The following is a 26,295-nucleotide window of genomic DNA, read 5'->3' as shown; positions in this document are numbered from 1 at the left end:
CAATGCAGTATTTTGCTATTTATGCAGCCTGGTTTACTGATTAGCATGGCAGGCTGACAGTCATGAACAACGTAGAAGGAATCTCCGGGATGCACACAGATCCATGGATGCCGGGCCTGCGCCAGCAGCGCATCACGGTCGATGACGGGGTGGAGATCAACGCCTGGGTGGGCGGCCAGGGGCCGGCCCTGCTGCTGGTGCACGGCCACCCGCAGACCAGCGCCATCTGGCACCGCGTCGCGCCCCGGCTGGCGCAGCGGTTCACCCTGGTGCTGGCCGACCTGCGCGGCTATGGCGACTCCTCGCGCCCGGCCGGCGACCCCGAGCATGTGAACTACAGCAAGCGCACCATGGCCCGCGACCTGCTGCGGCTGATGGCCCGGCTGGGCCATGAGCATTTCAGCGTGCTGGCGCATGACCGGGGTGCGCGCGTGGCGCACCGGCTGGCCATGGACTATCCCGCCAGCGTGCAGCGCCTGGTGCTGCTGGACATTGCGCCCACGCTGGCCATGTACGAGCAGACCGGCGAGGCCTTTGCGCGCGCCTACTGGCACTGGTTCTTCCTCATCCAGCCCGCGCCGCTGCCCGAGCGCCTGATCGAGGCCGATCCCGCCGCCTATGTGCGCGAGATCATGGGCCGGCGCAGCGCCGGCCTGGCGCCCTTCGATCCCCGGGCGCTGGCCGAGTACCAGCGCTGCCTGGCGCTGCCGGGCAGCGCGCACGGCATGTGCGAGGACTACCGCGCATCGGCCGGCATCGATCTGGAGCATGACCGCGAAGACCGCCAGCTCGGGCGCAGGCTGTCCATGCCGCTGCTGGTGCTCTGGGGCGAGGAGGGCGTGGTGCACCGCTGCTTCGATCCGCTGCGCGAGTGGCAGCTCGTGGCCGACGATGTGCGCGGCCGGCCGCTGGCCTGCGGGCACTACATCGCCGAAGAGGCGCCCGATGCACTGCTGGACGCGGCCCTGCCATTTCTGCTGCAGGCCGGGTGAGTGCCGTCATTGGAGGCACTCGATACGGCATTCGGGCAAGCCGGCAAAGAGGGGAAAGGTGCATTCACGCCATATCCATGACGCCATATGCATGACGCCATAGCGTTTTCCTCCGAATTCAATTGGCATGCCAATCATGTGCGGCAATGGTAAGCAATTGAAAAATCCGGGTGCCTGTCTTGCGCGGGCAATGCCGGGGGCGCAGATCCTGAAAACCGCTGCAGGCAAGGCCTGGCAAGCCCTGGGCAGGGGCCTGCGTCCATGCGTGCCTGCGACAGGAGGCATGGCTGCGTCAATGCGCAGCCCACTGCCGATCTGTGGTGAAACGCCGAACTGATACAGTCGCGCGGCCCGCCCGAGGGGGAGGGTCTTATTCATCACGGGATATTCACAATGAGCAACAAGAAAACCGTAGTGGCCGCTGCCGTGGCATTGGCCGTCGTGGGCTATGGAGGAACCACCTGGTATACCGGCCAGCGGGCCGAGGCTGGCTACAAGGAGGCCGTGGCCGAATTGCGCAAGGTGCTGGGCGAGAAAGTCGTCGTGACCGACGAGTACCACAAGGGATTCCTCTCCTCCCAGGCCAAGCTGGTGCTGCAGTGGCCTGCGGCGGAAGCTCAGGCAGCCGAGGCGGCTGAAACGGCTGACGCGGCAAAAGCAGCCGACACAGCTGAAGCACCCGCCGCAGCAGAGCCGGTCGCTGCGTCCAAGCCCGTGCGCCTGGTGGTGGACACCACGGTGCGCCACGGCCCGCTGGCCGGTGGTCGACTGGCGGCAGCGGTTTCCGAGACGCGCTTTGCGCTCGACGGCCTGGACGAAAAGAGCACGCAGATGCTGGCCAAGGCCGCAGCCCCCACGCTGACCAGCGTGCACCACTTCACGGGCGGACAGGATGTGCGCCTGCTGCTGCCCGCCGGCGAGCTGGGCGACCAGGAAGTCACCATGCGCTGGCAGGAAATGGTGCTGGACACGTCCCTGGGCGGTGGCAGCGTCAAGGGCACCTGGCGCTGGCCCGAGGTGGCCCTGCTGGGCCTGCCCAGCCGCGACAAGTCCATGGGCGTGGAAGAGGAAGAGGGCGAGGAGGAGGAATCCGACAACGACGAGGCCCTCCCCACCCAGCCGGCCGCAGTGCCGGTGGAGCGCACCAGCATCATGCTCACGGGCCTGGAGAGCAGCTTCGAGAACAAGGTCATCGACGGCCTGTGGGGCCTGGGCCCCGGCAAGGCCAGCGTGCGCATCGCCCGCTTCGGCATGAGCAGCACGCCCGCCGAAGGTGGCGAGGCCAAGACGCTGCTGGACCTCAAGAACGTGGACGGCAGCTCGGTCATCGAGTCCGACAAGACCACGCTGGGCATGACCACCCAGGTCAAGGGCACGGGCCGCATCGGCCCCATCGATTTCGAGTCCGTGGGCTACGAGGAAAAGATCCAGCGCCTGGATATCGAGGCTCTGCGCGGCTTCCAGCGCGTCATGGTCGAGGGTTACCGCAAGGAGGGCCTGGCCAAGGCGCTGGAATCGCTGGAAGAGCAGGGCATGGGCGTGCTGATGCAGAACGCCCCGCGCCTGGTGGCGGCCCTGCCGGCCTACTCCATGAAGCTGCAGGCCACCTACCAGGGCCAGACCGGCCACCTGGAGTACGGCGCCGAAGTGCAAAGCGCGCCCACGCAGGAGCAGGTCGCCCAGGCCGGCTGGATGCCGGCGCTGCTCAAGACCTCGGCACTGCAGGCCAATGCCAGCCTGCCCAAGGCCTGGCTGGAGCCGCTGCTCAAGGCATCGGGCAAGCCCGATGTCTCGGCCGAGGATGTGGAAGGCATGCTGGGCATGGCCCAGGCCACGGGCTATGCCCGCCTGGAAGGCGACAAGCTGGTCAGCGCGCTCAAGATGCAGGCCGGCCAGGTCACGCTCAACGGCAAGCCCATCGCCCTGCCCATGGGCGCGCTGCAGTAAGCGGCCATCCACCTTCCGGGCGTCGCCCCGGAAGGGGGTCTCAGGGATGCCACTGGCTGGCGCGCACCACAGGGGCCTGTGTGCTGGCGCTGCCCGCCAGCGCATAGGACAGCTGGTTGGCCGCCGCCACCACGGTCTGCGCCATGGCTTCCAGCCGGGACTCGGGCAGGCGCGATGCCGGCCCCGAGATGCACACCGATCCCATCAGCCGCCAGTGCATGCCGAACACCGGCGCCGACACCGTGGCCACGCCCTGTTCGCGCTCGCCGATGGACCAGTGGTAGCCGCGCTGGCGGATCTGCTCGTACACCGGCCCCGGCTCGCCTGAAAACGCCAGGATCACGCGCCCTGGCGAGCCCTGGTCCAGCGGCAGCCCCTCGCCCATGCGCGCATGGTGGCGCAACGCCTGCGGCCCTTCCACGCGCACGAGGCAGGTGCGCACATTGCCTTCGCGCACATAGAAGGCCGCGCTCTCGCCGCTGGCCTGCGTGAGCGCGCGCAGCGCGGGCTCCAGCACGTTCTGCACATCGAAGCCCGCCTGGTAGCGCGCACCCAGCCAGCCTGCGGCCGGGCCCAGGCGCCAGTCCCCATCGTCCCTTTGCACCATGAAGCCCGACTGCGCCAGCGTGCGCGCCAGCCGCAGCACCGTGGTCTTGTGCAGCGTGCAGCGCCGGCTCAGTTCCGCCAGGGACAGGTGCGACTCCCCGAGGGCGAAGGCGCCAAGCAGCTGCAAGGCACGCGTGACGGCGATGACGCCGCCGTCCTTGGCCGCGCTGGCCCTGTCATCGGGTGGTTGCGCCGGGGAAGGGGTGCTGGGGGGCTTGTTCATGGTGCAAGGCATGCAATTGGTTGCGCTGTATGAAACGGCATTGTATGGGTTGAAACGTTTTCATAAAGTTCGTCCCACGCACCGCAGCCATGCGGGCGTTGGACACAACAAACGGAGACAAACCACCATGCCGATTCCCTCGCTTTCGCGTTGCCTCAACGCACGCCTTCTTGCCGCCCTGGTCGGCGTTGCTGCCATTGTGCCCATGGGTGCTGCACAGGCCCAGGACACCTATCCCCGCAAGCCCATCCGCCTGGTCGTGCCGTTCCCGCCCGGTGGCGGCACGGACATGATTGCGCGCACCGTGGCCCAGCGGCTGGCGGACCACAACAAGTGGACCGTGGTGGTGGACAACCGGCCCGGCGCAGGCGGCAACCTGGGCGTGGATGCCGTGGCCAAGGCCGCGCCGGACGGCCATACCCTGGTCATGGGCCAGACCAGCAACCTGGCCATCAACCCCTCGCTGTACGCCAAGCTGCCCTATGACCCGCTGAAGGACCTGGTGCCCGTGGCGCTGGTGTCTTCCGCACCCATCGTGATGGCCGCGCCGGCCAACTCGCCCTACAAGACCTTTGACGACCTGGTCAAGGCCGCCAAGGCCAAGCCCGACGGCCTCACGCTGGGCTACTCGGGCAACGGCACGGTGGCGCACCTGGCCGGCGAACTGGCCGAGAACGCAGCCGGCATCAAGCTGCGCCATGTGCCTTACAAGGGCGCGGCCCAGGCCATGACCGACCTGGTGGGCGGGCAGATCGATTTCTACATGTCGGCCGTGCCCACGCTGCTGGGCCAGGTGCGCAACGGCAAGCTGCGCGCGGTGATGGTGACCTCGCTCAAGCGCTCCGACCAGCTGCCGCAGACGCCCACGCTGGCCGAGTCGGGCTACAAGGACTTCGAGGCCGTCACCTGGTTCGGCGTGCTGGCCCCGGCCGGGACGCCCCAGGCCATCGTGCAGCAGCTGAACAAGGCCATCAACGACACGCTGCTGGTGCCCGAGGTGGCCGAGAAGCTGCGCTCCGAAGGCGGCGAGGTGCTGGGCGGCTCGTCCGAGAAGTTCGCCGCGCTGCTGCGCGCCGAGGTGCCGCGCTGGGCACGCATCGTCAAGGACTCGGGCGCCAGCCTGGACTGAGCCCCGGGGGCAGGGGCGCCAGCCCTTTCGCTTCCTCCGCGCTTCCTCCTCCCTTCCTTTTTCTTCCTCCATCGAGATCTCGCCATGGACTGCGACAGCCTTGCCGTGCCCGTCCGTTTGGCCTTTGCCTCGGGCGGCAGCGGAACCATCTTGCAGATGCAGGGCGAGCTGCTGCAAAGGCAGGGCGGCGTGCGCTTCATCCACGTGCCCTACGAGGGCGACACGCCCGCGCTGGCCGTGACCTCGGCGGCGCGCCTGAAGGCCCTGCCTGACGTGCCCACCATGGCCGAGGCCGGCATGGTCGGCGGCACGCCGCGGCAATTGGGCGAGCTGCAGAAATCCGACTCCGCCAAGTGGGCCCAACTCATCCGCGAGGCCGGCATCAAGGCCGACTGACGCGCGCACATCTTCCTGATCTTCCTGTTTTTCTTCCCCCCATCTCACCGAACCATCATGAGCCAACTCCCAGAAATCATCCGTGACATAGAGCGCGTGGACGCCCAGGTCGTGCAACGCGCAGCCGGCTTTCAGGCCGCCATCCTGGCCGACGTGGCGGGCCGCCGCGGCACCATGCATGCGCGCGTGGCGCCCGTGCACCAGGGCATGAAGGTGGCCGGCCCGGCCTTCACAGTCGAGGTGCGCCCCGGCGACAACCTCATGATCCACGCCGCCATTGCGCTGGCCCGGCCCGGCGATGTGCTGGTCATCGACGGCAAGGGCGACCAGACGGCGGCGCTCATGGGCACGCTGATGCTCAGCGCCTGCAAGAAGCTGGGCCTGGCCGGCGTCATCGTGGACGGCGCCATCCGCGACCGCCTGGAGCTGCTGGAGCTGGACTTCCCCGTGTTCAGCGCAGGCTTCAATCCCGCAGGCCCGACCAAGTTCGTACCGGGCCGCATCAACCACGCCATCTCCGCTGGTGGCACGACGGTTCACCCGGGCGACCTGGTGGTGGGCGATGCCGATGGCGTGGTCGTCATCGAGCGCGTCAAGGCACCCGCCATGCTGGAGCTGGCCGTGAAGAAGGTGGCGGACGAAGCCGCCCGCATCGAGGCCATTGCGCGCGGCGACACCGCATCGAAATGGCTGCCCGCAGCCCTGCGCGCGGCCGGCGTGCTCAAGGAAGGGGAAGCGCTGTGAGCACCATCATCGTCACCGGCGCCGATCTGGCGCAACAGGCGCTGGACCTGCTGGCCCGGCACGAGATCGTCTATGCGGGCAAGACGCCCACCGAACAGGACCTGGTCGCGCTGTGCCGCGCCCATGATCCCGTGGCCATCATCGTGCGCTACGGCAAGGTGGGCGCGGCCGTGATGGACGCGGCGCCCTCGCTGCGCGTGATCTCCAAGCACGGCAGCGGCATGGACACCATCGACAAGGTGGCCGCCGCCGAACGCGGCATTGCCGTGGTGGCCGCCGCTGGCGCCAATGCGGCGGCCGTGGCCGAGCAGGCACTGGCCCTGCTGCTGGCCTGCGCCAAGTCGGTGGTGGCGCTGGATGCACGCATGCACGCAGGCCACTGGGACAAGGCCACGCACAAGAGCCTGGAGCTGGGCGGGCGCACCGTGGGCCTGGTGGGGCTGGGCGCCATCGGCCTGCGCTTTGCGCGCATGGCCGATGCGCTGGGCATGCGCGTGATCGGCTTCGATCCCTTCGCAAAGAACCTGCCCCCCTACGTGCGGCCCGTGGACCTGGAAACCATCTGGCGCGAGTCCGACGCGATTTCGCTGCACTGCCCGCTGACCGAGGAAAACCGGGGCATGCTCGACGCCTCCACGCTGGCGGCCTGCAGGCGCGGCGTGATCGTGGTCAACACCGCACGCGGCGGCCTGATCGACGAGGCCGCGCTGCTGGCCGCCGTGCGCTCGGGCCAGGTGGCGGCCGCAGGGCTGGACAGCTTTGCGGTGGAGCCCATGGTGGCCGGCCATCCGTTCCAGGGCGAAAGGAACTTCTTGCTCAGCCCCCATATCGGCGGCGTGACCGGCGATGCCTACGTGAACATGGGCGTGGGCGCGGCCCGCAATGTGCTGGAGGTGCTGGCCCGCGTGCCTGCGGCGGCCGGCGCCTGAGCCAGGGCAGGGGCGCCGTGCGCGCCCTTGGCCGATGCATGTGCATGCATGTGATTTGAGGAGACAAGCGATGTCGAGGAATTTCCAAGAGGTCCGCCGCCTGGCCTTGCGCGGCAGCCTGCTGGCCGCCGTGGGGCTGGCCGCGCTGGGCGCCCAGCCCGCACTGGCGCAGAAGGACTATCCGGCCAAGCCCGTGCGGCTGGTCGTGGGCTTTGCGGCGGGCGGCCCCACCGATGTGGTGGCGCGCGCCTTTGCCGACCATGCGGGCAAGGCCCTGGGCCAGCCCTTCGTGGTGGACAACAAACCCGGGGCCAACACCATCGTGGCCGCGCAGGCCGTGGCTGGTGCGCCGGTCGATGGCTACACCCTGCTGTTCGGCGCCACCAACCACAGCATGATCCCGGCGCTGTACCAGGGCCGCGTGAAGTTCGACGTGGTGCGCTCGTTCCGGCCGCTGTGCACGGTGGCCAGCAGCCCCACGGTGCTGGTCGTGGGGCCGGGCATGCCGGCGCGCAGCCTGCAGGAGTACATGGACCAGGCGCGCAGCCGGCCCGGCAGCGTCACGGCCGGCACGGCGGGCATGGGCAGTTCGGGCCATTTCGCCACCGAGATGTTTGCGCGGGCCAAGGGCCTGAAGCTCAACCACGTGCCCTACAAGGGCGCGGCGCCCGTGGTCACGGATCTCATGGGCGGCCAGCTCGACAGCTCCTTCGCCACGCTGGGCTCGGTGCTGCCCCAGGTGCGCAGCGGCAAGCTCACGGCGCTGGCCGTGGCCTCGCCCAAACGCGCGTCCCTGCTGCCCCAGGTGCCGACCTTTGCAGAAGCGGGTGGCGGCGACTACTCGGCCGATGTCTGGTACGGCGTGCTCGCGCCGGCCGGCATTCCCGACGGCGTGGCCCAGGCGCTGGAGCGCGTGGCCGTGGAGTTCGCCAAGAGTGCATCGGCTGCGGAAAAGCTGCACGGCCTGGGGATGGATGCCGAGTCGAGCTGCGGCAGCGCCTTTGCGCAGCGCGTGGCAGGCGAAGTGGCGTCCTATGCGCAGATCGCCCGCGAACTGAACCTGAAGGCGGATTGATTCGGCCGCCGCCCCCTCTAAAAATCTGGAGACAAGCCATGAAATTCCTTGCCGGAACCCTGATCGCGGCCTGCGCCCTGGCCGCCGCCGTGGCCCAGGCCGCCTTTCCCGAGCGTCCCATCACCCTGGTCGTGCCCTATGCGCCCGGCGGCGGCGCCGACGCGGCCGCGCGCCTGCTGGCCACGCGCATGGGCGCGCGGCTGGGCACCAGCATCATCGTGGACAACCGGCCCGGCGCCAGCGGCACCATTGGCGCCAGCCAGGTGGCCAAGGCGCGCGCCGACGGCTACACGGTGCTCTACGACGCCACGCCGTTTTCCATCAACCCGCATCTGTTTGCCAAGCTGCCCTATGCGCGCAGCGCGCTGCAGCCGCTGTCGCTGGTGCTGCTCATGCCCAATGTGGTCGTGGTGAAGGCCGACTCGCCCGTGCGCAGCGTGGCCGACCTGGCGGCCAGGGCCAAGGCGCAGCCGGGCAAGATCAACTTCGCCTCGGGCGGCAGCGGCACGGTGCAGCGCCTGGCGGCCGAGCTGTTCCGCCAGCGGCTGGATCTGGACATGGTCCATGTGCCCTACAAGAGCGGCGGGCCGGCCATTGCCGATGTGATGGGCGGGCAGGTGGACTTCATGTTCGGCACCATGGCGGCCACCTATCCGCTGGTCACGGGCGGCAAGCTGCGCGCCCTGGCCGTGGCCGCGCCCCAGCGCTCGGCCCGCCTGCCCGATGTGCCCACCGTGTCCGAGACCGTGATTCCCGGCTACGAGGCCTATGAGTGGAACGGCATCTTCCTGCCCACGGGCACGCCCGAGCCCGTGGCCGCGCGCCTGCACCAGGCGCTGTCCGAGGTGCTGCAGGAAGCCGAGGTGCGCCAGCGCCTGAGCGACCTGGGCGCCCAGCCCATGGGAACGACGCCGGCCGAGTTCGCGGCCTTCCTCCAGAAGGAAGACGCCAAGTGGGGCGAGGTGGTGCGCAAGGGCGCCATCGTGCTGGACTGAGCGCATGGCCATGAACGCATCGACCATCGCCGTTGCGCATTCGGCCGGCACGAACCGGCCTTTGCGCACGTTGCCGCCGCTGGCCTGCGACAGCCACATGCACATCTTCGATGCGCGCTTTGCACCGTCGCCGCACTGGCCGCGCACGCCGCCGCATGCCGACGTGGCCATGTACCGTCAACTGCAGCAGCGCCTGGGCACTTCGCGCGCCGTGGTGGTCACGCCCTCGACCTATGGCACGGACAATGCCTGCACGCTGGATGCGCTGGAGCGCCTGGGCGATGTGGCGCGCGGCGTGGCCGTGGTCGCCCACGACGTGGCCGATGCCGAGCTGGACCGGCTGGCCGCGCACCGCGTCTGCGGGGTGCGCGTGAACTTTGTCTCGCCGCAGTCCTGGGGCGAGACCACGGCCCACATGCTGGTCACGCTGGCGCACCGGGTTGCACGGCTGGGCTGGCATGTGCAGGTCTTTGTGCAGCCCGAACAGCTGGTGGCGCTGGAGCCTGTGCTGGGTGCGCTGCCCGTGCCCCTGGTCGTGGACCACCTGGGCCGCATCGACCCGGCTGAAGGCATGGAGGGCGTGGAGGGCGCGGCCCATGCTGCGCTGCGCCGGCTGCTCGATGGTGGCAACACCTGGGTCAAGCTCTCCGGCGCTTATATGCGTTCATCGGTGGGCGGCCCTTCCTATGCCGACACGCTGCTGCTGGGCCGCGACCTGGTGCGCGCCGCACCCGAGCGCCTGGTCTGGGGCAGCGATTGGCCGCACACCACCGAGGCGCCGGGCTCCGTCAACGATGCCGACCTTGTCGATCTGCTGCAGGCCTGGGCGGGCACGGACGAGGCCATGGACCGCATCCTGGTGGACAACCCCGCAAGGCTGTATGGCTTCGACGGCGCGGCCTGACACTCCAAGAAAGACAGACACCATGTTCCTGCTGCAAGCCCCCCAGGTCTGCGACCTCGAATCGTTCACCACCATGCCCGACGCGCTGCGCCGCCCCGAGCGCAGCGACTGGGCCGATGCCAACCGAGGCGGCGCCGTCACCGACTCCTTCCTCGAAGGGCCGGTGTTCGACGCGGCCGGCCATCTGTACGTGGCCGACATTCCCTGGGGCCGCGTGTTCCGCATCGATCCGCAAGGCGCCTGGACCCTGGTGGCCGAGTACGACGGCGAGCCCAACGGCATGAAGTTCCTTGACGAGCGCACGCTGCTGATCACCGACTACAAGAACGGCCTGATGCGCCTGGAGGTGGCCACGGGGCGCGTCAGCCCCTATCTGCAGCGGCGCAACAGCGAGCGCTTCAAGGGCGTGAACGACCTGGTCTTCGATGCCGAGGGCAACCTCTACTTCACCGACCAGGGCCAGAGCGGCCTGCACGACCCCAGCGGCCGCCTGTACCGCCTGCGGCCGGACGGCCGGCTGGATCTGCTGCTGGCCAACGTGCCCAGCCCCAACGGCGTGGCGCTGTCGCCCGATGGCCGCGTGCTCTACCTGGCCGTGACGCGCGGCAACTGCGTCTGGCGCGTGCCCCTGCTGCCCGATGGCAGCGTGGCCAAGGTGGGGCAGTTCTTCACCTCCTACGGCCCCAGCGGCCCCGACGGCTTGGCCGTGGATGACCAGGGCCGGCTGCTGGTGGCCAACCCGGGCCTGGGCCTGGTGTGGGTGCTCAACCACCGTGCCGAGCCCGTGCAGGTGCTGCGTGGCGTGCCGGGAAGCTCGCTCACCAACTTGGCCTTTGGGGGCGTGGACCGCCGCACGCTGTATGTGACGGACTCCACGCACGGGCGCATTCTGCGTGCCCGGCTGGAGGCGCCGGGGCTGGTGCTGCACGGCTTGAACAAGGGCTGAGGCGGCCGTCGCACCGTCTCAGCCGTCTCAGTCGTCGCAACCGTTGCTCAGGGCCTGGCCGGCATGTCCAGGATCTCCCGGGCTTCCTGCAGCAGGCCTATCCACAGCTGCTCCTGCTGTATGCCGGCCTTGAGCACCAGGTGCTGCAGCCGCCGCTCGCGCGTGGGCGGCTTGTCCAGGAAGTCGCGCTGCTCCAGGCGCTGGTAGACGTCCAGCTGCGCCTGGTGCAGTGCCAGCAGCCGCTGCACTTCGTCCTGCAGTCCGCAGGGTCCCACCACCGCCTCGGCCCGCAGGCGGACCATCCATTCCTCGCGCAGCGGCTTGGGGTCTTCCTGCTCGGCCACCCAGCGCTTGAGCTCCTTGCGGCCGGTGGGCAGGATGCGGTACTGGCGCTTGCGGCCCCGGCCGGATTCGGCGGGCAGGGCCTCGATCCATTGCGCCTCTTCCAGCCGGGCGAGTTCGCGGTAGATCTGCTGGTGCGTGGCATTCCAGAAATAGCCGATGGAGCGGTCGAAGCGCTCGGCAAGTTCCGAGCCCGAGCAGGGGTGCTCGACCAAAGCGGTGAGAAGGGCGTGTGGCAGGGACATCGGCAACAAAGGGACTGGCGCTGGGCGCCATCTTACGGGCCTGCATGGAGGTGCGGCCAAGCGCTGCAGTCATTTCTGCAATTTTTTGCGCAACCAGTTGCATAAATAAAGGAGGCTAACTACATTCATGCAATCAGTTGCATAAAAAGCGAGACAGGCATGACCCACTACCCCCACCTGAATGCCGAACTGGACCTGGGCTTCACCACGCTCAGAAACCGCGTGCTCATGGGCTCCATGCATGTGGGCCTGGAGGAGGCGCCCAACGGCTTCGAGCGCATGGCCGCCTTCTACGCCGAGCGCGCGCGCGGCGAGGTGGGCTTGATCGTCACGGGCGGCATCGCCCCCAATGAGCGCGGCCGGCCCATGAAGGGCGGCGCCATGATGGTCAATGAGCACGAGGCGGACCAGCACCGCATCGTCACGCAGGCCGTCCATGCCGAGGGCGGCAAGATTGCCATGCAGATCCTGCACTTCGGCCGCTACGCCTACCAGCCCGGGCTGGTGGCGCCCAGCGCGCTGCAGGCGCCCATCAACCCCTTCGTGCCGCATGCGCTGACGGGCGACGAGGTGGAGCAGACCATCGAGGACTTCGTGCGCTGCGCAGCCCTGGCCCGGCATGCGGGCTACGACGGCGTGGAGATCATGGGCTCGGAGGGCTATCTGATCAACGAGTTCATCGCTGCGCGCACCAACCACCGCGATGACGAATGGGGCGGCAGCTACGCGGGCCGCATGCGCTTTGCGGTGGAGATCGTGCGGCGCACGCGCCAGCGTGTGGGGCCGGACTTCATCATCATCTACCGGCTGTCCATGCTGGACCTGGTGGAAGGCGGCTCCACGCTGGAGGAAGTGATCGCGCTGGCCCAGGCCATCGAGGCCGCGGGCGCCACGCTGCTGAACACGGGCATAGGCTGGCACGAGGCGCGCATCCCCACCATCGCCACCAAGGTGCCGCGCGCCGCCTATGCCTGGGTCACGCAGCGCGTGATGGGGCAGGTGGGCATCCCGCTGATCACCTCCAACCGCATCAACACGCCCGAAGTGGCCGAGCGCCTGCTGGCCGAGGGCTATGCCGACATGGTCTCCATGGCCCGGCCGCTGCTGGCCGATGGCGACTTCGTGCGCAAGACGCGCCAGGGCCGGGCCGACGAGATCAACACCTGCATTGCCTGCAACCAGGCCTGCCTGGACCATACCTTTGGCGGCAAGATCACCTCCTGCCTGGTCAACCCGCGCGCCTGCCATGAGACCGAGCTGGTGATTGCGCCCGCGCCCGCCGCCAAGCGCATCGCCGTGGTGGGCGCCGGCCCGGCGGGCCTGAGCTTTGCCGTCACCGCGGCGCAGCGCGGCCATGCGGTGACGCTGTTCGATGCGGCCAGCGAGATCGGCGGGCAGTTCAACATTGCCAAGAAGGTGCCCGGCAAGGAGGAGTTCCACGAGACGCTGCGCTACTTCCGCCGCCAGCTGGAGCTGGGCGGCGTGGCGCTGCGACTGGGCCACCGCGTGGAGGCCGCCCAGCTCATCGAGGGCGGCTATGACGAGATCGTGCTGGCCACGGGCATACGGCCGCGCGTTCCCGCCATCGACGGCGTGGACCATCCCAAGGTGCTCGGCTACCTGGACGTGCTGCAGGGCGACAGGCCCGTGGGCGAGCGCGTGGCCATCATCGGCGCGGGCGGCATCGGTTTCGATGTGGCCGAGTACCTGACCCATGCCGGCGACAGCGGCGCCGTGGCGCCCCGCAAGTTCTATGCGGAGTGGGGCATAGACACGGACTACGCCCAGGCCGGCGGCCTGGCGCAGCCGCAGGCCGAGCCCTCGCCGCGCCGCGTGCACCTGCTGCAGCGCAAGTCCACCAAGGTGGGCGACCAGCTGGGCAAGACCACGGGCTGGATACACCGCACCTCGCTGAAGGCGCGCAGCGTGGCCATGGGCTCGGGCGTGGCCTATGAGCGCATCGACGACGCCGGCCTGCACATCACCGTGGACGGCCAGCCGCAACTGCTGGAGGTGGACAACGTCGTGCTCTGCGCGGGCCAGGAGCCGCAGCGCGAGCTGCATGCGGCCCTGAGCGCGGCGGGCTGCAGCGTGCACCTGATCGGCGGTGCCGACGTGGCGGCCGAACTCGACGCCAAGCGCGCCATTCTGCAAGGCACCACGCTGGCGGCCAGCCTTTGAGGGCGCCGCCCGATTCCGTTTTCCACCTCAACCACCAGGAGACAAGCATGTCCCAGCCCCCGAAGAACGCCCATCCCGCAGTCGCCCGCTCCCTGGAGCTGTGGCATCGCATGGTTGCCGCCAGCGACCTGGGCGAGCTGCACACCATCGTCCATCCCGATGCAGTGTTCCGCTCGCCCATGGCGAACACGCCCTATGCCTCGGCACCCGCGCTGCTGCTGGCGCTGTCCACCGTGGTCCAGGTGTTCGAGAACTTCACCTACCACCGCCAGATGGCCAGCGATGACGGCCTGGACGTGGTGCTGGAGTTCAGCGCCAGCGTGGGCGGCAAGAACCTCAAGGGCATCGACTTCATCCGTTTCGACGAGCAGGGGCTGATCCGGGAATTCGAGGTCATGGTGCGCCCCATGAGTGGCCTGCAGGCCCTGGGCACGGAGATGGGCAAGCGGCTGGGCGACAAGCTTCCCGCCTTCAAGGCCGTGGCCTGAGGGCAGGGCGCGCCATGAAAAACGCCCCCGGCGATGCGGGGGCGTTTTGCCGTGGGCGTCAGCCGGTCAGAGCGTACCGGCCTTCTGGCGGGCAATGGCATCGGCCACGCCCTTGCCGTAGGCCGGGTCGGCCTGGGTGCAGTGCGCTATGTGCTTTTGCACGATGTGCTCGGACACGCCGGCGATGTTGCGCGCCGTGTTCTCGAACAGGCGCTGCTGCGCATCGGGCGTGAGCAGGCGGAACAGGTCGCCGGGCTGGGTGAAGTAGTCGGCATCGTCCTCGCGGTAGTTCCAGCGGTCGGCCGCGCCGTGCAGGGCCAGCGGCGGCTCGGCGAAGGCGGGCTGCTCCTGCCACTCGCCCTTGGTGTTGGGCTCGTAGGCGATGGTGCCGCCGTAGTTGCCGTCCACGCGCATGGCGCCATCGCGGTGGTAGGCGTGGTAGGGGCAGCGCGGCGCGTTCACGGGGATCTGGTGGTGGTTCACGCCCAGGCGGTAGCGCGCGGCATCGCCATACGAGAACAGGCGCGACTGCAGCATGCGGTCGGGCGAGGGGCCGATGCCCGGCACCAGGTTGGCCGGCGTGAACGAGGCCTGCTCCACATCGGCGTGGTAGTTGCGCGGGTTGCGGTTGAGCTCCATCACGCCCACTTCGATCAGCGGGTAGTCCTTCTTGCTCCAGACCTTGGTCAGGTCGAAGGGGTGGAAGCGGTAGGTCTCGGCTTCATGCTCGGGCATGATCTGCACGCACAGCTTCCAGCGCGGGAACTCGCCGCGCTCGATGGCTTCGAGCAGGTCGCGCTGGCTGCTTTCACGGTCGGAGGCGACCACGGCGGCGGCCTCGGCATCGCCGAAGTTCTCGATGCCCTGCTGGCAGACCCAGTGGAACTTGACCCAGTGGCGCTCGTTGCTGGCGTTGATGAAGCTGTAGGTGTGCGAGCCGAAGCCGTGCATGTGGCGGTAGCCGCGCGGAATGCCCCGGTCGCTCATGACGATGGTGATCTGGTGCAGCGCCTCGGGCAGGCCGGTCCAGAAGTCCCAGTTGTTCTCGGGCGAGCGCAGGTTGGTGTAGGGATCGCGCTTGACGGCCTTGTTCAGGTCGGGGAACTTGAGCGGGTCGCGGAAGAAGAACACCGGCGTGTTGTTGCCCACCAGGTCCCAGTTGCCTTCCTCGGTATAGAGCTTGACGGCGAAGCCGCGGATATCGCGCTCTGCGTCGGCCGCGCCGCGTTCGCCGGCCACGGTGGAAAAGCGCGCGAACACTTCGGTCTGCTTGCCGATGTCGGAGAACACCTTGGCGCGGGTGTAGCGCGTGATGTCACCCGTCACGGTGAAGGTGCCGAAGGCGCCCGAACCCTTGGCGTGCATGCGGCGCTCGGGAATCACTTCGCGGTTGAAGTGGGCCATTTTTTCCAGATGCCACAGGTCCTGCAGCAGCATCGGGCCACGCGGGCCGGCCGTGAGCGAGTCCTGGTTGTTGGCAACCGGGGCGCCTGCGGCGGTGGTGAGCTTGTGGGTCATGGTCTCTCCTTGATCGAGGGGTGGTAGCGGCGCCGGCTTGCACGCAGGCAGCGCGGCGCTTGGAAAATCAATAGCTGCGTGCTATCGAATTGCTTTTATTGTTGTTTCGTTCTATGGATGCGGCAAGGCTTTGGCGATTGGCAAATCTCAACTGCGCCATAGCCAAAAAATTTCACCGCCTCCCGCATGCGCCATGCCGGGCATGCTTTTTGCCAAGGCATTGTGTTGCGTGGGCGGATACGGCCCGTGTAGGCCGTCGCCCTGTCAGCCAGAGACCAGCTTGTGGACCAGATCGGCGGCAGTGGAGGCGCCGTACTTGCGCATCAGCCGTGCGCGGTAGATCTCCACCGTGCGGTGGCTGATGGCCAGGGCGCGGCCGATTTCCTTGGAGGTCAGCCCCTCCAGCAGGCGGGCGGCCACCTCGCGCTCGCGCCCCGTGAGCTCGGCCTTGACGGGACGGTGGGCGCTGAGGTCCTCGAAGCTCCAGATGCCCGAGGCATGCGGGTCGCTGCGGTCCAGCGTGCGGCCCGTGACATGGCACCAGAACGTTTCGCCGTTGGCGCGCTTCATGATGCGGTTGTCCGAGTAGAACCCCCGGGCGTTGAGAATGGGCGCGATGCGCGCGCCCAGCCGCTCGTACTCGTCGGCGCTGGGGTAGAGGATCTGGAAGGTCTGGCCGATCAGCACCTCGCGCGAGGCCTCGAACATCTCGCAGACCTGGCGGTTGCAGTCGATCATGGTGCGATTGCGCGAGATCACGAGGCCGACGGGGGCGGCTTCGAACGCCAGCCGGTAATCTATATCCATGGGCAAATCTTTACGAAAAACTACCTATGCAAGTACGTAGTATCGTAGCGCATCCAATCTGAAGGAGACATGTGTGAAAAAGCTCTACCCCTCCGCGGAGCAGGCGCTCCAGGGCGTCGTGGCCGACGGGCAATTGCTGGCTGTAGGCGGCTTCGGCCTGTGCGGCATTCCCGAGGCCCTGATCGACGCGCTGCGTGACAGCGGCGTCAAGGGCCTGACGGTGATTTCCAACAACGCGGGCGTGGACGGCTTTGGCCTCGGCAAGCTGCTGGAGACGCGCCAGATCAAGAAGATGATCTCGTCGTATGTGGGCGAGAACAAGGAGTTCGAGCGCCAGTACCTGGCCGGCGAGCTGGAGCTGGAATTCACGCCCCAGGGCACGCTGGCCGAGAAGCTGCGCGCAGGCGGCGCCGGCATTCCCGCCTTCTTCACCAAGACCGGCGTGGGCACCATGGTGGCCGAGGGCAAGGAACTGCGCGAATTCGACGGCGAGACCTATGTGATGGAGCGCTCGCTCGTGCCCGATGTCTCCCTGGTCAAGGCCCACCGTGCCGACAAGAGCGGCAACCTGCAGTTCCGCCTGACGGCGCGCAACTTCAACCCTGCCGCCGCCACGGCCGGCAAGGTCTGCATCGTGGAAGTGGAAGAGGTGGTCGAGGTCGGCGAGATCGCACCGGACGACATCCACCTGCCCGGCATCTACGTGCACCGCATCGTGCACAACCCGAATCCCGAAAAGCGCATCGAAAAGCGCACCATCACAGAAAAACAAGGAGCCTGACCATGCCGTGGACCCAAGACCAGATGGCCGCCCGCGCGGCCCAAGAACTCGAAGACGGCTTCTACGTCAACCTGGGCATCGGCATTCCCACCCTGGTGGCCAACCACACGGGTGACAAGGAAGTGTGGCTGCAGTCCGAGAACGGCATGCTGGGCATCGGCCCCTTCCCGACCGAGGATGCCGTGGACGCCGACCTGATCAACGCCGGCAAGCAGACCGTGACGACGATTGCCGGCTCGTCCATCTTCGGCAGCGACCAGTCCTTCGCCATGATCCGTGGCGGCAAGATCAACCTGTCCATCCTGGGCGCCATGCAGGTGTCCGAGAAGGGCGACCTGGCCAACTGGATGATTCCCGGCAAGATGGTCAAGGGCATGGGCGGCGCCATGGACCTGGTGGCGGGCGTCAAGCGCGTCATCGTGCTCATGGAGCATGTGGCAAAGAAGAAGGACGGCACGACCGACCTCAAAATTCTTCCCGCCTGCACCCTGCCTTTGACCGGCGTGGGCGTGGTGGACCGTATCATCACCGACCTGGGAGTGATGGACGTGACGCCGCAGGGCTTGAAGCTCGTGGAACTGGCCCCCGAAGTGAGCTTCGAGGACATCCAGTCCAAGACCGGCGTGACGCTGATTCGCTGATGTTGCCGTGCACGGCCTGCCTTGGCAGGCCTGCGCAACGAGAGCCCGCCTTGCGCGGGCTCTTTTGCTTATATTTCAGATTTCGAGCCAATGGGAGCCTCTATGACGGATGTCGCGGCCGTGCGCAATCCACCGACAGCGCAGGGATGGAAGGACGAGGGCGTGCATTTCCTGCGCGCCGTCACCGACATGGCCGAGCATTGCAACGTGGTCACCGGCGAGCCCATCTTCAACGACAAGGGCGTCAAGCTCGTGGACAAGGGTGCGCGCATCGACGGCAACATGTACGAGCGCCTGGTCAAGCACAAGCTGCGCGACCCCATCGACAAGCACCTGGGCGTGGACAACCGCGTGGACGTGCTGGCCATCGAGGCCCAGGCCATGGTGCAGTGCGAAACCGTGGACCTGATGCGCCGCCTGGTGCAGTCGCTGGGCGGCACGGACCGGCTGCTGGCGCCGCTGCGCCTGATGGTGCTGCCGCCGCAGATCGCCTTCAAGCTCACGGTCATGCGCGAGCAGCGGCCCGAGCTGTTCGCCCACAGCCTGCAGATGATGCTGGTGGCCATCTACCTGGCGCTGCAAAGCGAATGGAGCGAGCGTGAATGCGGCCCGCTGGCCACGGCGGCCCTGCTGCACGACGTGGGCATGCTCTACATGGACCCGGCCTGGACCGACCCCAACTACCGGCTCACGGGCGCCGAGCGCAAGCACCTGGTGGCGCACTCGGTCACGGGCATGCTCATCATGCGGGGCGCGGGCGCGTATTCGCAGGACGTGGAAATGGCCGTGCTCGAGCACCACGAGCGCATGGACGGCACGGGCTATCCGCGCGGCGTGCATGGCGAAGCCATCTCCAAAATGGGCCGTATCCTGTTGCTGGCCGAGGTGGTCTCGGCCTTCTTCGACAAATTCCAGGACCTGCCCGGCCAGCGCCTGTCGCTGATGCTGCGCATGAACCACCGCCGCTATCCGGCCGATCTGGTCGGCATCCTGCTGCCGCTGCTGTACGACGAGATCTCGCCGGGCACGCCGCTGCCGCCGCTGCAGGCCGAGGTCACGCACAGCGTGGCCGCCCTGTCGGCCGCCTTCCAGATGTGGGACACGTTCAGCCAGGCCTTCCCCGAGCGCTGGCAGGCCATGCCCGACCACCAGGCGGCTGTCTACATCGACTCCAGCATCGGCGGCCTGCAAAAGCAGCTGGCCGAGGCCGGCCTGCATCCCAGCCAGCAAACCGACCTGCTGGCCTACCTCAAGGACGATGTGCAGGGCATGAGCGAGCTGGCCCTGCTCAGCCGCGAGGCGCTGTGGCAACTGCAGGCCATCGTCAACGCCTGCCTGCGCTGCTGGCCCGCCATCAATGCCCGCACCCACGCCGTGGACACAGCGGTCGCGCAATGGTGCGAAGCCTGCATGCAGATCGACGCCACACCCCCAGCGGGCGGCGCAGCGAGAGCGCCAGCGCACTGAGACAGCCGGGCTTGCCCGGCTTTTTTACATCCGTGGATCTCTCGGAAATCAAGAGTGCTGTATATTTATACAGTATTTGAGATTTCCCCCATGACCACGCCCCACGCCTCCCAACCTGCGCAGCCCGCCCCCATGGCGGGCGCGGCGCGTGTGCTGCCTCAGTTGCAGGGCGTTTGGCGTGGCGATGGCTGGCAGCAGGCGCTGCAGCAGCGGGTCCAGCCTTCGGGCCATGCGCTGCTGGATGCGCAATTGCCGGGCGGGGGCTGGCCGCTGGGCGCCATGGTCGAGCTGCTGCAACCCGCGCATGGCCATGCCGAGTGGCCACTGCTGCTGCCGGGCCTGGCCGCCCTGATGCAGCGCAGCGCGGGCCAGGTGGTGCTGGTGGCGCCGCCTTGCAGGCCTTTTGCACCGGGGCTGGAAGCGGCAGGCGTGGCGGCGCACCGGCTGTGCTGCGTGGAGGCCGACACCCACCCCGGCGCCCACCCGGCAGGCGATGGGGCAGGGCTGGCCTGGGTCTGTGAGCAGGCACTGCGCTGCCGCGACGTGCTGGCCGTGCTGGCCTGGCTGCCAGCCGGTCTGCCCATGGCCACGCTGCGCCGGCTGCAATGGGCGGCCGCTGCGCAGGGGCGCATTCTGTGGCTGTGGCGCGAGGCCTCGGCCGCCCTGCAGACGGTGGCCTCGCCTGCGCCGCTGCGGCTGCGCGTGGAGACAGAGTTGGGGGAGCCGGGCGAAGGCGGCACGCCAGCCTGCCTGCGCGTGCAGTTGCTCAAGCGCCGAGGGCCTGCGCTGGAGCATCCCTTGAAGCTGCCGCTGCACCACTGGGCCTGGCAGGACGTGCTGCAGGCCCAGGCCCAGCGGCGCACCCGGCAGGCGGACGAGGCGCAGCGCTGGCTTCATGGACACGGGCAACTGCTGCCCGCCGAGGCGCCCGCCCTGCAGGCGGCAGCGCACACCCTGGGGTGAGATGCCATGGCACAGCCGAATCAAGCACTGCACTGGATTGCCTGGCCGCTGCATGTCGCGCAGGGCGATGGCCAGGGCAACGGCGACAGTGATGGCGAACGCAGTGCCTGCGCGCAGCAGGCCTGGTGGGCCCTGCGCTGGACGCCGCGCGTGGCCCTCTGGTACGGGGCAGGGCAGGCTGTGGCGTTGATGGAGGTGGGCAGCGTGGAGCGCCTGTGGGGCGGTCGCCAGGCCATGCTGCTGGGCCTGCTGCGCGCGCTGCGCGAACAGCAGCCCGAGGATGGCCAGGCGGGCGGCCCCCGGATGCCGTCCTGGGCCCGGGGCGCCACGGCATGGCAGGCGCTGGCGCGTCTGCGCTGGCGCATGCAGGGTACGGATTCGCGCCAGCCCTGGCCGCCTGCCGACGCACTGCCCATCTGGACACTGCCCGCACTGGAGCCGCATGCGCCGGCCCTGGAGCGCATGGGCTGCCGCCGCTGGGGCGAGCTGCGCGCCCTGCCGCGCGCGGGCCTGGCGCGGCGCATCGGGCTGCCGGCCCTGCTGGCGCTGGACCAGGCCTATGGCAGCAGCCCCCATGCGCTGGACTGGCTGGAGCTGCCCGAGCACTTTGCATTGCGCGCCGACCTGGGCTATCCGGCCAGCGACGCCCAGGCCCTGCTGCAGGCCGCCCGGCCCCTGCTGCGTGCGCTGCAGGCCTGGCTGCAGGCCCGCCACCAGGGCGTGCTGGGCCTGCAACTGCGCTGGCACCACGATCTGCGTCGCGTGGACGGCACGGAGCTGCCGGCCTGGGAAGCGCTGGACATCCGCACGGCCCGGCCCGCCCAGGCGCTGGAGCACATGGAGCGCCTGCTGCGCGAACGCCTGGCCCGCACGCCCTGGCGCGCGCCTGCGGACATGCTGGAGCTGGTGGCGCTGGACACCGCGCCTTTCGCGGCCGATGCCGGCAGTTGCCTGCCACCGGCCGCGCCCGGCCCGGCGCCACTGGGCGAGGCGGCAGGCGCGACAGACGCGGCCAGCGGCATGGCCTGGCATGAATGGGTGGAGCGCGTCTCGGCCCGCCGTGGTGCGCAGGGCGTGCGGGTGGCGCAGCTGCAATCGGACCACCGGCCCGAGGCCATGCAGCGCTGGACCCCGGCCTGCGAGGCCTTGCAGACCCCGCAGGCGCCGCGGCGGCCCGCGCACGCGCGCAAGGCGGCCAACCCCTGGCAGGGCCTGCTGCCGCCCTGGCTGCTTGATCCGCCCCAGCCGCTGCTCCTGCAGGGCAGCCGCCCCTGCTGGCAGGGGCCGCTGCAATTGCTGGCCGGCCCCTATCGACTGGAGGCCGGCTGGTGGGGAGAGCCGCAGGCCGATGCGGCGCTGGCTGTGCGCGACTATTTCGTGGCGAGCAACGCGGCCGTCGGCCATGTCTGGATCTACCGCGAGCGCACGCCTGCATCGGAGCGGCTGCCAGGCATGCCGGCCCTGCTGTCGCCCGCCGCCTGGTTTGCGCAAGGCATCTATGGCTGAACAGGACATCCTGCTGGAGCCGCCGCCCCCGCAGCTGCAGCGGCTGCAGCCCCCGCCCCAGGCCACCGGGCCGGTGTCCGGCATGGCATCGGGCCCGGGCCTGCCCGGCTATGCGGAGCTGCACTGCCTGTCGAACTTCAGCTTTCTGCGCGGCGCCTCTTCGCCCGCCCAACTGGTGCAGCGCGCCAAGGCCCTGGGCTACCAGGCGCTGGCCCTGACCGACGAATGCTCGGTAGCCGGCGCCGTGCGCGCCTTCGAGGCCGCGCGCGACTGCGAGATGGCCCTGATCCATGGCAGCGAATTCGCCTGGGGGCCGCTGCGCGTGGTGGCGCTGGCGCGCGATCTGAACGGCTGGGGCAACCTCTGCGAATTCATCAGCGCAGCGCGCGCCCGTGCCGAAAAGGGCCAGTACCTGGTCGATGCCGACAGCCCCTGGCATCTGCTGCGTGAAGGCTGCGAATGCATCGTTGTGCCGCAGCGTGCGCAGCTTTTGCCCGGCGATGTGCCCGCCATGGCCGAGGCCGTGCAGGCCGCCGTGGCGCAGCTGGGGCAGGGCTGCTGGCTGGGCGTGGAGCTGCTGCTGGCGCCCGACGACAGCCTGTGGCTGCAAAGCCTGCAGGACGTGGCAGGGTTACTGGGCCTGTCCTGCGTGGCCTGCGGCGACGTGCACATGCATGCGCGCTCGCGCAAGCCGCTGCAGGACCTGGTGACGGCGCTGCGCCTGGGCTGCACGGTGGCCGAGTGCGGCTTCGAGCTGCACCCCAATGCCGAGCGGCATCTGCGCTCGCGCTTGCGGCTGGGCGGCATCTATCCACGTGCCATGCTGGATGCAACCTTGCAGATTGCCGCGCGCTGCGATTTCAAGCTCAGTGAGATCAGCTACCACTATCCGCAGGAAAGCGTGCTGCCCGGCATGGACGCGCGCCAGACATTGGCCTGGCATACCTGGCAGGGAGCGGCGGGGCGCTATCCGCAAGGCATTCCCGAATCGGTCGCCAAGCAGTTGAAGGATGAGCTGGAGCTGATCGCCGAATGCCGCTACGAGATGTACTTTCTCACCGTGCACGACATCGTGCGCTATGCGCGCAGCGAAGGCATCCTGTGCCAGGGGCGCGGTTCGGCCGCGAACTCGGCCGTCTGCTATTGCCTTGGCATCACGGCCGTGGACCCGAACAAGACCACACTGCTGATGGCGCGCTTCATCAGCCGCGAGCGCAGCGAACCCCCAGATATCGACGTGGACTTCGAGCACGCGCGGCGCGAGACCGTAATCCAGTACATCTACGAAAAATACGGCCGCGGCCGTGCGGCGCTGACGGCCGTGGTCAGCTGCTGGCGCACGCGTGGCGCACTGCGCGACGCGGGCAAGGCCCTGGGCGTGGATGCGGTGCTGATCGATGCCATGGCCCGGCAGCACCACTGGTTCAGCGATGCCGAGGACCAGGCGGCCGAGCCGGAGCCCGAACCCGATGACCCCGCCCTGGGCTGGGTGCGCTCCAAGCTGCTGCGCCTGGCCCGGCTGCGCGAGCGGCTGGGCGACGACTGCCCGCAACTGTCGCCCCAGCGTGCGCGGCTGTGGCTGGAGCTGGCCCTGCAACTGCGCGACAGCCCGCGCCACCTGAGCCAGCACGTGGGCGGCTTTGTGCTGACCGACGGGCCGCTGACGCGGCTGGTGCCCGTGGAGCCGGCCGCCATGGAGGGCCGCTCGGTCATCCAGTGGGACAAGGACGACCTGGACACCATGAATCTGCTCAAGGTCGATGTGCTGGCCCTGGGCATGCTCACCGTGCTGCGCGGCAGCCTGCACGCGCGCGCCGCGCTGCGCGGCCCGCGCTGGGAGCTGGCCGACATTCCCAAGGACGACCCGGCCACCTACGACATGATCTGCCGCGCCGACACCGTGGGCACCTTCCAGATCGAGAGCCGGGCGCAGATGAGCATGCTGCCCCGGCTGCAGCCGCGCGAGTTCTACGACCTGGTGGTCGAGGTCGCCATCGTGCGGCCCGGCCCCATACAGGGCGGCATGGTCCATCCCTATCTGCAGGCGCGCGAGCGTCGGCGGCAGGGTGGCGAGCTGGTCCTGGAAAAGCCTGCGCTCGAGAAGGCGCTCAAGCGCACGCTGGGCGTGCCCATCTTCCAGGAGCAGGTGATGCAGATCGCCATGATCGCGGCGAACTTCTCGGCGGGCGATGCCGACGAGCTGCGCCGCTCCATGGCCGCCTGGCGGCGCAAGGGCGGCGTGCACCGCTTCGAGCGCCCATTGATCGACGGCATGCTGGCCAACGGCTACAGCGCTGATTTTGCCCAGGCCATCTTCCGCCAGATGCTGGGCTTTGGCGAATACGGCTTCCCAGAAAGCCATGCCTACAGCTTCGCCATGCTGGCCTATGCCAGCGCCTGGCTCAAGCGCCATGAGCCGGCCTGTTTCCTGATGGCCTTGCTCAATGCCCAGCCCATGGGTTTCTACACCCCCTCGCAGCTGATCCAGGACGCGCGCCGCCACGGCGTGCGCGTGCTGCCCGTCGATGTGCGCCACAGCGACTGGGACTGCACGCTGGAGGCGCCGCACGAGCGCATTGCCGGCGTCGAGCTGCCGCAGCCGGCCGTGCGCCTGGGACTGTGCATGGTGGCGCAGTTGCCAAAGACTTCGGGCGAGCGCGTGGCGCAGGTCCGCGCGCAGGCGCCGTTCAGGAGCACCGAGGACCTGGCCCTGCGCGCCCGGCTGCAGCGCGCCGAGCTGCAGGCCCTTGCGGCGGCCGATGCGCTGCAGGGCCTGTCAGGCCACCGCCGCCAGCAGATGTGGGATGCAGCGGCCCTGCAGGTGCAGCCGCCGCTGTTCGCGGGCGTGCCTGTGCATGAGGCGCCCGTGCAACTGGCCGCCGCGCCCGAGGGCGAGGAAATCCTGTTCGACTACGCGGCCACGGGCCTGAGCCTGCGCCGCCACCCGCTGGCCCTGCTGCGTGACCGCCTGCGCCGCCACGGGCTGCGCACGGCGCTGGAGCTGCGCGACACGCTGGCGGGCATGCGCGTGCGGGCCTGCGGCATCGTCACCGTGCGCCAGCGCCCGCCCACGGCCAAGGGCACGGTCTTCATCACGCTGGAGGACGAGACGGGCACGGTCAACCTGGTGGTCTGGCCCGATACCGTCACGCGCTGGGGCGAGCCCTTGCTGGGCGCGCGGCTGCTGGCGGTGGAGGGCATCTGGCAAAGCAGCTCGGATTGGGGCGGCGGCAAGGACTGCGGCGAGCCAGCGCCTGCAGAGCAGGCCAGCCAGGAGGTGCCCGCCGTGCGCCATCTCATCGTGCACCGCGCCCGTGACATGAGCCGCTGGCTGGGCCGCCTGGGCGGCGCCGGCGTGGCGAGCCGCAATTTCCACTGAGGGCTGTTGCTGCCGCTGCAGGCTCAGGCCATGCGGTCGTCCGCGCGGATGTCGGGCATCTGGTCGATACGCTTGCCGAACCAGCCTATGCGCTCGGTCTGGCGCACATCCAGCCTGGGCACGTAGGGCTTGATGTCGAGCACGGGCGTGCCGTCGAGCATGTCGTTGCCCAGGAAATGCAGCAGCAGTCCTTCTCGCCGCACCAGGCGCACGATGGACAGGCCCAGCCGGTTGGGCCGCGCCGGGGCGCGCGTGGCGAACACGCCGTGGCTGCTGTCGTCCATGAAGGGCACGACTTCCAGCTTTTCCACGGCCTGGTGCAGGTGGGTGATGAGGATCAGGTAGTCAAAGCCTTCGATGTCGCGCAGCCCGGCCTCGAACTCGGGCAGCAGCTCCACGCGGCCGGCCTCGTCGGCCGCGCCCGCCGTCTGTATGGGCATGCCCACCGGGTCGGTGAAGCGGCTGCGCACATGGCCGATGGGGCGGCAGGCGACGGCCTGCGCCGTGGAACCGGCCGCGCTCATGCGCTCGTTCCCTGGGGATTGAGCAGGCGTGTCAGCGCGGCGATATCGGCCGCCGCCGCCATGCGCGCCGTGGTCTCTATGGAGCGGTAATGCCTGACGATGGCTTCGCCCGTGGAGGTGAGCGATGCGCCGCCGCCATGGGCGCCGCCGGCGCTGGTGTTGACGGCCGGCGTCTGCAGCGCGCGGTTCATCTCGTCGACCAGCACCCAGGCGCGCCGGTAGGACATGCCCAGCGATCGCGCTGCAGCCGAGATGGAGCCCGCCTCGGCAATGGCTTCGAGCAACTGCACCTTGCCGGGACCGATGGCAATGGTGCTGTCGTTGTATACGCGCAGGCGGAACTGGACTTTGGAGGACATGGGGAAAAGACTTGGCACAGGAGAAAAGCGAACGTCAAGGTTAAGCGAAATCAACGGCTTGCGCCGTCACAGGGGCTAAGGGGAAATACGCAATGCATGGATCGCTACAGCGAAGGGGTGCTCTGGCAGGGCGTTCCTGCACACGGGCCGTCGGGGCCGGCGCGCTGGCGCTGCCGCCAGGGCGCCCGCTGCCTGCGCATCGTCTGCG

The 26,295-nt window shown here is 68.9% G+C and carries 23 protein-coding genes and 1 pseudogene; 18 read left to right on the top strand and 6 right to left on the bottom strand.

The window, feature by feature from the left end; translation table 11 throughout:
* The first annotated feature begins 89 nt into the window (after positions 1-89).
* Both CLV01_RS19900 and CLV01_RS19895 read left to right on the top strand, forming a co-directional pair.
* On the top strand, positions 90-992 hold the full coding sequence (locus CLV01_RS19900; protein ID WP_099733405.1) for an alpha/beta fold hydrolase: 903 nt from the start codon (positions 90-92) through the stop codon (positions 990-992).
* Between the two features lie 393 nt (positions 993-1,385).
* Complete coding sequence (locus tag CLV01_RS19895; RefSeq protein ID WP_099733406.1) at positions 1,386-2,939, top strand: YdgA family protein; 1,554 nt, start codon at positions 1,386-1,388, stop codon at positions 2,937-2,939.
* Positions 2,940-2,979: 40 nt separating this feature from the next.
* Here the strand turns inward: CLV01_RS19895 and CLV01_RS19890 are convergent, their stop codons facing one another.
* Positions 2,980-3,768, bottom strand: coding sequence for an IclR family transcriptional regulator (locus tag CLV01_RS19890; RefSeq protein ID WP_099733407.1), 789 nt, complete (start codon positions 3,766-3,768; stop codon positions 2,980-2,982).
* Positions 3,769-3,895: 127 nt separating this feature from the next.
* Between CLV01_RS19890 and CLV01_RS19885 the strand changes: the two genes are divergently transcribed.
* The 8 genes and pseudogenes from CLV01_RS19885 (at position 3,896) to CLV01_RS19850 (ending at position 10,886) form a co-directional block, all read left to right on the top strand.
* Entirely contained in the window at positions 3,896-4,897 is a 1,002-nt protein-coding gene (locus tag CLV01_RS19885; RefSeq protein ID WP_099733408.1) for a Bug family tripartite tricarboxylate transporter substrate binding protein, read from the top strand.
* A gap of 102 nt (positions 4,898-4,999) precedes the next feature.
* Positions 5,000-5,293, top strand: a pseudogene (locus CLV01_RS19880) (tripartite tricarboxylate transporter substrate-binding protein); the annotation flags it as partial.
* Between the two features lie 57 nt (positions 5,294-5,350).
* Entirely contained in the window at positions 5,351-6,037 is a 687-nt protein-coding gene (locus CLV01_RS19875) for a methyltransferase (RefSeq protein ID WP_099733410.1), read from the top strand.
* Positions 6,034-6,966 (top strand): NAD(P)-dependent oxidoreductase, encoded by a 933-nt coding sequence (locus CLV01_RS19870; protein ID WP_099733411.1) that lies wholly within the window; start codon positions 6,034-6,036, stop codon positions 6,964-6,966. The genes CLV01_RS19875 and CLV01_RS19870 overlap by 4 nt, the downstream gene beginning before the upstream one ends.
* Before the next feature lie 70 nt (positions 6,967-7,036).
* Entirely contained in the window at positions 7,037-8,041 is a 1,005-nt protein-coding gene (locus CLV01_RS19865) for a Bug family tripartite tricarboxylate transporter substrate binding protein (protein ID WP_099733412.1), read from the top strand.
* A 38-nt stretch (positions 8,042-8,079) separates the two neighbouring features.
* Entirely contained in the window at positions 8,080-9,036 is a 957-nt protein-coding gene (locus CLV01_RS19860; RefSeq protein ID WP_099733413.1) for a tripartite tricarboxylate transporter substrate binding protein, read from the top strand.
* A 4-nt stretch (positions 9,037-9,040) separates the two neighbouring features.
* Positions 9,041-9,940, top strand: a complete 900-nt coding sequence (locus CLV01_RS19855; RefSeq protein ID WP_180288430.1) for an amidohydrolase family protein — start codon at positions 9,041-9,043, stop codon at positions 9,938-9,940.
* Positions 9,941-9,962: 22 nt separating this feature from the next.
* Positions 9,963-10,886, top strand: coding sequence for an SMP-30/gluconolactonase/LRE family protein (locus CLV01_RS19850; RefSeq protein ID WP_099733414.1), 924 nt, complete (start codon positions 9,963-9,965; stop codon positions 10,884-10,886).
* A 47-nt stretch (positions 10,887-10,933) separates the two neighbouring features.
* On the opposite strand, the gene CLV01_RS19845 is transcribed toward CLV01_RS19850, so the two are convergent.
* The gene (locus tag CLV01_RS19845; protein ID WP_016446262.1) at positions 10,934-11,473 is read right to left on the bottom strand and encodes a PadR family transcriptional regulator; all 540 of its coding nucleotides are present in this window, start codon (positions 11,471-11,473) and stop codon (positions 10,934-10,936) included.
* 159 nt (positions 11,474-11,632) lie between these two features.
* Between CLV01_RS19845 and CLV01_RS19840 the strand changes: the two genes are divergently transcribed.
* Positions 11,633-13,654, top strand: coding sequence for an NADPH-dependent 2,4-dienoyl-CoA reductase (locus CLV01_RS19840; RefSeq protein WP_099733415.1), 2,022 nt, complete (start codon positions 11,633-11,635; stop codon positions 13,652-13,654).
* A gap of 47 nt (positions 13,655-13,701) precedes the next feature.
* Positions 13,702-14,142 (top strand): nuclear transport factor 2 family protein, encoded by a 441-nt coding sequence (locus tag CLV01_RS19835; RefSeq protein ID WP_013802009.1) that lies wholly within the window; start codon positions 13,702-13,704, stop codon positions 14,140-14,142.
* 66 nt (positions 14,143-14,208) lie between these two features.
* On the opposite strand, the gene CLV01_RS19830 is transcribed toward CLV01_RS19835, so the two are convergent.
* Both CLV01_RS19830 and CLV01_RS19825 read right to left on the bottom strand, forming a co-directional pair.
* Entirely contained in the window at positions 14,209-15,660 is a 1,452-nt protein-coding gene (locus tag CLV01_RS19830) for a catalase (protein ID WP_013802010.1), read from the bottom strand.
* Positions 15,661-15,924: 264 nt separating this feature from the next.
* The gene (locus tag CLV01_RS19825; protein WP_012206070.1) at positions 15,925-16,467 is read right to left on the bottom strand and encodes a PAS and helix-turn-helix domain-containing protein; all 543 of its coding nucleotides are present in this window, start codon (positions 16,465-16,467) and stop codon (positions 15,925-15,927) included.
* Positions 16,468-16,540: 73 nt separating this feature from the next.
* Between CLV01_RS19825 and CLV01_RS19820 the strand changes: the two genes are divergently transcribed.
* The 6 genes from CLV01_RS19820 to dnaE all read left to right on the top strand — a co-directional run bounded on the left by CLV01_RS19820 (position 16,541) and on the right by dnaE (position 25,204).
* Positions 16,541-17,248, top strand: a complete 708-nt coding sequence (locus CLV01_RS19820; protein WP_016446257.1) for a CoA transferase subunit A — start codon at positions 16,541-16,543, stop codon at positions 17,246-17,248.
* A gap of 2 nt (positions 17,249-17,250) precedes the next feature.
* The gene (locus tag CLV01_RS19815; protein ID WP_012206068.1) at positions 17,251-17,889 is read left to right on the top strand and encodes a 3-oxoacid CoA-transferase subunit B; all 639 of its coding nucleotides are present in this window, start codon (positions 17,251-17,253) and stop codon (positions 17,887-17,889) included.
* 102 nt (positions 17,890-17,991) lie between these two features.
* On the top strand, positions 17,992-19,356 hold the full coding sequence (locus tag CLV01_RS19810) for an HD-GYP domain-containing protein (RefSeq protein WP_099733416.1): 1,365 nt from the start codon (positions 17,992-17,994) through the stop codon (positions 19,354-19,356).
* Between the two features lie 90 nt (positions 19,357-19,446).
* The gene (gene imuA, locus CLV01_RS19805; RefSeq protein ID WP_013802013.1) at positions 19,447-20,319 is read left to right on the top strand and encodes a translesion DNA synthesis-associated protein ImuA; all 873 of its coding nucleotides are present in this window, start codon (positions 19,447-19,449) and stop codon (positions 20,317-20,319) included.
* Positions 20,320-20,325: 6 nt separating this feature from the next.
* Positions 20,326-21,825, top strand: coding sequence for a Y-family DNA polymerase (locus CLV01_RS19800; protein WP_099733417.1), 1,500 nt, complete (start codon positions 20,326-20,328; stop codon positions 21,823-21,825).
* Positions 21,818-25,204, top strand: coding sequence for a DNA polymerase III subunit alpha (dnaE, locus tag CLV01_RS19795; RefSeq protein ID WP_099733418.1), 3,387 nt, complete (start codon positions 21,818-21,820; stop codon positions 25,202-25,204). Before CLV01_RS19800 ends, dnaE begins: the two co-directional genes overlap by 8 nt.
* 23 nt (positions 25,205-25,227) lie before the next feature.
* On the opposite strand, the gene tsaA is transcribed toward dnaE, so the two are convergent.
* Positions 25,228-25,728 carry a tRNA (N6-threonylcarbamoyladenosine(37)-N6)-methyltransferase TrmO gene (tsaA, locus tag CLV01_RS19790; RefSeq protein WP_013802016.1) on the bottom strand — a complete coding sequence of 167 codons (501 nt, stop codon included), beginning with the start codon at positions 25,726-25,728 and terminating at the stop codon, positions 25,228-25,230.
* Positions 25,725-26,087 carry a winged helix-turn-helix domain-containing protein gene (locus CLV01_RS19785; protein WP_013802017.1) on the bottom strand — a complete coding sequence of 121 codons (363 nt, stop codon included), beginning with the start codon at positions 26,085-26,087 and terminating at the stop codon, positions 25,725-25,727. The genes tsaA and CLV01_RS19785 overlap by 4 nt, the downstream gene beginning before the upstream one ends.
* Positions 26,088-26,295 lie beyond the last annotated feature (208 nt).

Origin of the sequence: Delftia sp. 60 (assembly GCF_002754395.1) — a bacterium.
Lineage (GTDB): Bacteria > Pseudomonadota > Gammaproteobacteria > Burkholderiales > Burkholderiaceae_C > Comamonas > Comamonas acidovorans.
The sequence above is the reverse complement of the archived record's forward strand: the minus strand, read 5'-3'. Positions and strand labels throughout refer to the sequence as shown.

Bases quoted from the DNA above. Each gene is read 5' to 3' on its own strand.
- CLV01_RS19900 (WP_099733405.1), top strand. From the start codon at position 90: ATGCACACAGATCCATGGATGCCGGGCCTGCGCCAGCAGCGCATCACG.
- CLV01_RS19895 (WP_099733406.1), top strand. From the start codon at position 1,386: ATGAGCAACAAGAAAACCGTAGTGGCCGCTGCCGTGGCATTGGCCGTC.
- CLV01_RS19890 (WP_099733407.1), bottom strand. From the start codon at position 3,768: ATGAACAAGCCCCCCAGCACCCCTTCCCCGGCGCAACCACCCGATGAC.
- CLV01_RS19885 (WP_099733408.1), top strand. From the start codon at position 3,896: ATGCCGATTCCCTCGCTTTCGCGTTGCCTCAACGCACGCCTTCTTGCC.
- CLV01_RS19875 (WP_099733410.1), top strand. From the start codon at position 5,351: ATGAGCCAACTCCCAGAAATCATCCGTGACATAGAGCGCGTGGACGCC.
- CLV01_RS19865 (WP_099733412.1), top strand. From the start codon at position 7,037: ATGTCGAGGAATTTCCAAGAGGTCCGCCGCCTGGCCTTGCGCGGCAGC.
- CLV01_RS19860 (WP_099733413.1), top strand. From the start codon at position 8,080: ATGAAATTCCTTGCCGGAACCCTGATCGCGGCCTGCGCCCTGGCCGCC.
- CLV01_RS19855 (WP_180288430.1), top strand. From the start codon at position 9,041: ATGGCCATGAACGCATCGACCATCGCCGTTGCGCATTCGGCCGGCACG.
- CLV01_RS19850 (WP_099733414.1), top strand. From the start codon at position 9,963: ATGTTCCTGCTGCAAGCCCCCCAGGTCTGCGACCTCGAATCGTTCACC.
- CLV01_RS19845 (WP_016446262.1), bottom strand. From the start codon at position 11,473: ATGTCCCTGCCACACGCCCTTCTCACCGCTTTGGTCGAGCACCCCTGC.
- CLV01_RS19840 (WP_099733415.1), top strand. From the start codon at position 11,633: ATGACCCACTACCCCCACCTGAATGCCGAACTGGACCTGGGCTTCACC.
- CLV01_RS19835 (WP_013802009.1), top strand. From the start codon at position 13,702: ATGTCCCAGCCCCCGAAGAACGCCCATCCCGCAGTCGCCCGCTCCCTG.
- CLV01_RS19830 (WP_013802010.1), bottom strand. From the start codon at position 15,660: ATGACCCACAAGCTCACCACCGCCGCAGGCGCCCCGGTTGCCAACAAC.
- CLV01_RS19825 (WP_012206070.1), bottom strand. From the start codon at position 16,467: ATGGATATAGATTACCGGCTGGCGTTCGAAGCCGCCCCCGTCGGCCTC.
- CLV01_RS19815 (WP_012206068.1), top strand. From the start codon at position 17,251: ATGCCGTGGACCCAAGACCAGATGGCCGCCCGCGCGGCCCAAGAACTC.
- CLV01_RS19810 (WP_099733416.1), top strand. From the start codon at position 17,992: ATGACGGATGTCGCGGCCGTGCGCAATCCACCGACAGCGCAGGGATGG.
- imuA (WP_013802013.1), top strand. From the start codon at position 19,447: ATGACCACGCCCCACGCCTCCCAACCTGCGCAGCCCGCCCCCATGGCG.
- CLV01_RS19800 (WP_099733417.1), top strand. From the start codon at position 20,326: ATGGCACAGCCGAATCAAGCACTGCACTGGATTGCCTGGCCGCTGCAT.
- dnaE (WP_099733418.1), top strand. From the start codon at position 21,818: ATGGCTGAACAGGACATCCTGCTGGAGCCGCCGCCCCCGCAGCTGCAG.
- tsaA (WP_013802016.1), bottom strand. From the start codon at position 25,728: ATGAGCGCGGCCGGTTCCACGGCGCAGGCCGTCGCCTGCCGCCCCATC.
- CLV01_RS19785 (WP_013802017.1), bottom strand. From the start codon at position 26,087: ATGTCCTCCAAAGTCCAGTTCCGCCTGCGCGTATACAACGACAGCACC.